Genomic DNA, 4956 nt, shown 5'->3' with positions numbered 1-4956 from the left:
CACGAAAAGCGACCATAATGCCCCGAGCCACGCCATGGTGCTGGGCCTCAAGGGACGCTGGGAACAGGCGCTGAGTCAGCTGATCGTCGCGCTTCAGGACCATCCGACGGAGCGGCCGACGCTCACCTTGGTGCTGGACGCCAAGGAGCGCGAGTCGATCACGCCCTGGCTGGCGGCCCATCCGGATCTCGATCTGATCGTGCGCATCGAGATCCTCGACGCCGGCCCGTCCAATCTTCCGAGCGACCAGGACGCCGAGGTCTGCGTCGCGGCCTTTGGTCCGCCTCATCTGGTCGTGATCCTGCTCGACGGCGCCGACGCGGTCGCCGCCGCTTTGGCGCTGCGCCGGCCGGCCAATCCCTTGCTCACGGAGTCGACGCCCATCCTGCTGCGCCAGAGCAGGGAGGATTTTCTGATCGGGGCGCTGCAGGAAACCAAGATCAAGAACCGCGACCACAGCCGCATGGCGCCTTTCAGCGGGCCGATCCGCGCTGAAACCGTCGCGCGCGTCCTTGATCGCAAGGGCGACGAAATCGCCATGGCGCTGCATGCCCGCTATCTCGATACGACGAAGTCGATCCGCCCAGGATTGCCCGAAGCCGTCGCGGCGTGGAACGACTTGCCGGAAAACCTGCGCGAGGCCAACCGCGCCGCGGCGGATCATATCGCCATCCTGTTCGCGAGCGAGGGGCTGTCGCTCGGCGACGCCGAAGCGATCGGACGCGCGATCGACGATCCCGCACGGCTCGATCGTCTGGCCCGGATCGAGCATCGCCGCTGGATGGCGGATCGAATTGAACACGGCTGGCGATCCGGCCCGGAGCGCGACAATGCGCGCCTGATTCATCCAAGCATCCGCGACTTCGACGCGCTGCCGGCGGAAGAGCAGGAATTGGATCGCTCGTCTGTCCGCGGCCTCGCCGAAATCGCGAAATCCCGTCACTAGGCCGCGTCAGGGTGCGACTCCAGCCACGACTGTTCCTTCAGACGATTACCGTTTATATTTGCATGAATTACCGGTCCTGCGGTCATGCCGGCTTTGCAAAGAGGACCGAAACGTGATTGCGCCCGGTATCTTTCGGCTGGGACCAACTGGATCGAAAGCGCCTTGCTCGAATGATGACCGAGCGACCGGCGGAGGAAAGCTGAAGGCGCTTTTCGATGATGACGCACGACGTTTTCATCAGCTATTCGAGCCTGGACAAGACGGTGGCGGACGCCGCGTGCGCCACCCTGGAAGCTTGCGGCATCCGCTGCTGGATTGCGCCACGCGACATCATTGCCGGGATGGAATGGGGCGACGCCATAGTCGAGGCGATCAATGGGTCGAAGGCGCTGGTCCTGATATTTTCAGCCAACGCCAACACGTCGCCGCAGATCAGACGCGAGGTCGAGCGGGCGGTGCACAAGGGCCTGCCCATCATTCCCCTGCGCATTGAGGATATCGCGCCGACGCATTCCCTCGAATATTTCATCGGTTCCGTACACTGGCTCGACGCGCTTACGCCTCCAGTCGAGAACCATCTGCGACGTCTCGCGGAAGCGGTCAGGGTTTTGTTGCAGATCGATCCGGATCGTCCACATATTGCGCCGTCCGGCGTCGTCCCTGTCAGAAGCCGGGCCGGCCTGGCGCCCAAGCTGCTGTTGGCCCTCGTGTCTGCAAGCCTCATTGTCGCGGCTGCGCTTACCGCGGTCCTGCTCCGCCGAGGCCAAACCAATGAGACGGCGCCGCAGGCGGCCAACGCCGACGCGAAGCCCGTCGCTATGCTGGCGCCCGCTGACGGCAAGAAAGAGCAATCCGCTCCTGCGTCGAGCGCGCCCGCGGTCGATCGGAAACCCTCTGTCGATCCAGAGATCATCGGGACATTCGAGCGTCAGGGGATCGTGGCTGGCTATCCGACGCGATTCGTTTATTCGATCGCCGCGGACGGCGCCTACAGATTGACGATGCGGCTCCAGGAGGCCGGAACCTTTACCGGGGGGAAGGGCAGATACCGCACTATATCGACTACGGGTTATGTCCGGACCGGAACCTATCGGGCCATTGGGACCGATTCGGTTGAGGTCACGTCATCCGATGGCGCGTCAGCCGTTTTTCAACCTGCGGAAGCGGCGCCGCCTCTCAACCCGCCCAACCCGGCCATGCTCGGACGCTGGCGCGCGGTTACGATCCAGAACGGCCTGACTTGGACCTGGTTGGTCCAGAACGGCTCCGACGGACGCTATCTCGATGAGGCGAAGGCTGAGGACGAAGGCAAATGCGCTTTTGCCGAAGGCCATATGCGATGTGTCTCGACCGTGACCGGCCAAGCGAGCGCCGGTTCTTATCGTGTAGACGGATCAGGGGCTGACCGAGACTTTGGACCAGGGCGCGCCCATCATTTGGCGTCGACAGCGCTCGGCGGCCGATTAAGTAAGGATTAAGCAGTTCATGGCGACTGGCGTTCATGGCCATTTCGGATGGCTATGAATGAAACATGCCGGGTTTCCCGAGTATTCGGCGACGCCAGGATGACAACGGCCGGCCCCTTGGGGCCGGCCGTCCCGGACCGTTTTGTCGCCTTCAGTTTCGTCTGGCGCCGGTGTGGATGAGGGTGCCGACATGCTCGCCGCGCAGAGCGGCGGTCAGGCGGCCCGGGACTAGGCCGTTGACGATCTGCACCCGCTCGATATGGCGCGCCGTCGCCATCACTTCGGGAAGCGCGCGGTCGAACGGCAGCGGCGCCGTCATTTCGGTGAGCGCCGCCGAGGTCGTCTCGGCGATCAACTTCGCCTGCGCCCCATTCGCGCCATTGGGGTCGGCGTCATAGACCCCGTCCACATCCTCCACAATGGTCAGGCCGGCGGCGCCGAGCGCGTCGGCGACCAGGAAGGCGCCCGTATCGGCCCGGTGAACCGGAATGCGCGAGGTCGGGAATTCGTGGTGGTGATAGGGCGGGAAGGCGCTGCCCACCACGGCGCGCGCCGCCTGCAGATGGATCGCCAGCCGGCTCGCAATGGTCGGATGCTCGACATAGGAGACGCCTTCCGGTGACAGCAGCGAGGCCAGGATATGGCCGTTTTGGCCCGCCTCGCTCGCCGCCAGCGGCGCCAGCGAGCCAACCGGCAGGCCGAGATCGAGCCCGACGCTGTAGAGATGGCGGGCGCGCACGCCCGCGCCGGTCAGGATCAGCAGGCGATGCTCGGGCAGGACCTTGCGGATCTCGTCCACGATCGGAAGGATCGCCTTCGGGCCGCGATCCATGATCGAGCGTCCGCCGATCTTGACGACCTGCAGCCAGGGCAGGAGTCGGATCGGGCGCACGCCCGCCACCGGCCGGGTGAGCTCGTTGTCGAGCAGGGTCTGGCGCGCGAGCGGTGAGGTGACGTGTTTGATGGTGTTGGCGGTGTCGGTCATGTCTTTATCTCTTCAGCTCGCGGTGATGATAGTGCCGACATGTTCGCCGGCCAGCGCGCGGGTGAGGTTGCCGGGGACGAGGCCATTGATGACCTGCACCTCGCGGACGTGGCGCGCCGCCGTCAGGAGATCGAGCATCGGGAATTCCAGGATGGAATCGTGCAGGCCTTGCGCCTTCATTTCGGCGACCGAGATTTTCGGGATGAATTTGGCGTTCTTGTCGGTCTTGGGATTGGCGGTGTAGAGGCCGTTTTCGTCCTTCACGAAAATCATCGCCTTGCAGCCGAACTGCTCGGCCACCAGGAAGCAGCCGGCGTCGGTGCGATAGGGCGGGATGACGCCCTCGGCGGCGGGGCGCATCCACAGGCCATAGGGTGGCATGCCGCTGAAAATGACCGCATTGACCTCGGCGAGGAACAACGGCACGGACGACATGCCGGCGCCGCTGACATTGGAAATGCCGTGCTTGGAGAGGAGCTGGCCGAGCATTGCGGCGTTCTGGTCGGCGACCGAGGCGCCGAGCTGCGACAGCACGCCCGCCGGCAGGTTCAGCTCGGCGGCGATCGAATAGAGGTGCCGCGCGCGGGTGCCGGCGCCGGTGCCGATCAGCATCTGATGGGCCTTGCGGCAGGCGACGATCTCGTCGACCAGCGGATAGACCGCGGCGCGGCCGCGGTCGATCACGCTCTGGCCGCCGATCTTCAACACGGTGGCGTCCGGCAGGATGCGAAAATCGGCGGAAGCCTCCGCCGCAGTCTGAAGCTGCGCGTCGGTCAGCGAACGCTGCATCAGCAGCGCCTCAAGCTCCGTGCTCGTCGGGGTCATCGAAACAGCCTTTCTTCGTCGATCTCGTTTCTTGTTGCCGTGATTTGATAAGGCTGGCCGAAGAGCCCAGCAATAGCCGAAATTTGTGCAGGTTTTCCGCCGCGAGGAAAAAACGACCAAGGATGCAGCATCCGGCCGTCGCGCCGGAAGCCGCGCGCTTGCGGGCGATGCGCCGATCACTCCGCCCGGGCGGCGGCGCGCGGGGCGGGGAAGGGGACGCCGACGCGAATGCGTTCCGAGAAATCCGGGACATCGCCGGCGGCGCGCGCCTTGTCGCTGATCGCAGCGCGCCGGATCAGCTCATCGAGCGGAATCGAGGTGTCGACGGCGCCGTGATCGTAGAGATAGCCGGGCAGGAAGCCGTTGACGATCAGCCGCCAATCGAAGGGAAAGCGGTCGCCGGCCGCCTCCACCAGCCTGAGGACGTCGGTGGTGCAATTGGCGGTGAGGGAATTGTAGAATTTGGGCTGCTCGGCGAGCGCATTGGATTCGGCGACATATTCCAGCAGCAGGCGCCGCACGCGTTCGGGTGGGGTGGTGAGCCGGTAGAGGCGGACGTCTTCCTTGCGGATATTGCTGCGCAGCAGAACGGAGTCGCGCTCCGTGGTGGCGAGATAGATCAAAGTGTGGCGCCGGAAAGCGTCCGCGACCGGCGAGAAATCGCTGCCTTTTTCGCGGCGAACCTCAACCGACCAGGACAATTTGCGGCCGTCCTCGAAGCCGAAGCTCATGAT

5 protein-coding genes are annotated in these 4956 nt (G+C 64.7%); 2 read left to right on the top strand and 3 right to left on the bottom strand.

The features are described from left to right. The coding region (locus ACE3S9_RS14680; RefSeq protein WP_374547225.1) for a RyR domain-containing protein at nt 1–946 on the top strand (946 nt) is incomplete at its 5' end. 215 nt (nt 947–1161) lie between these two features. After that, the gene (locus tag ACE3S9_RS14675) at nt 1162–2424 is read left to right on the top strand and encodes a toll/interleukin-1 receptor domain-containing protein (RefSeq protein WP_374547224.1); all 1263 of its coding nucleotides are present in this window, start codon (nt 1162–1164) and stop codon (nt 2422–2424) included. 139 nt (nt 2425–2563) lie between these two features. Here ACE3S9_RS14675 and ACE3S9_RS14670 read toward each other — a convergent pair whose 3' ends face one another. From ACE3S9_RS14670 to ACE3S9_RS14660, 3 genes are all read right to left on the bottom strand, one after another. Further along, nucleotides 2564–3397 carry a molybdenum storage protein subunit alpha gene (locus tag ACE3S9_RS14670; RefSeq protein ID WP_374547223.1) on the bottom strand — a complete coding sequence of 278 codons (834 nt, stop codon included), beginning with the start codon at nt 3395–3397 and terminating at the stop codon, nt 2564–2566. A gap of 12 nt (nt 3398–3409) precedes the next feature. Next, on the bottom strand, nt 3410–4222 hold the full coding sequence (locus ACE3S9_RS14665; RefSeq protein ID WP_374547222.1) for a uridine kinase: 813 nt from the start codon (nt 4220–4222) through the stop codon (nt 3410–3412). A 176-nt stretch (nt 4223–4398) separates the two neighbouring features. Continuing rightward, on the bottom strand, nt 4399–4956 hold a 558-nt coding region (locus ACE3S9_RS14660; RefSeq protein ID WP_374547221.1), incomplete at its 5' end, for a DUF4105 domain-containing protein.

Origin of the sequence: Rhodoblastus sp. (genome assembly GCF_041915505.1) — a bacterium.
In the GTDB taxonomy this organism is placed as follows: Bacteria; Pseudomonadota; Alphaproteobacteria; order Rhizobiales; family Beijerinckiaceae; genus Rhodoblastus.
Note: the sequence above shows the minus strand (reverse complement) of the source record. Positions and strands in the feature narration are given on the sequence as shown.

Excerpts from the sequence above, each read along its gene's own strand:
- ACE3S9_RS14670 (WP_374547223.1), bottom strand. The coding sequence starts at position 3,397 with ATGACCGACACCGCCAACACCATCAAACACGTCACCTCACCGCTCGCG.
- ACE3S9_RS14665 (WP_374547222.1), bottom strand. The coding sequence starts at position 4,222 with ATGACCCCGACGAGCACGGAGCTTGAGGCGCTGCTGATGCAGCGTTCG.
- ACE3S9_RS14675 (WP_374547224.1), top strand. The coding sequence starts at position 1,162 with ATGATGACGCACGACGTTTTCATCAGCTATTCGAGCCTGGACAAGACG.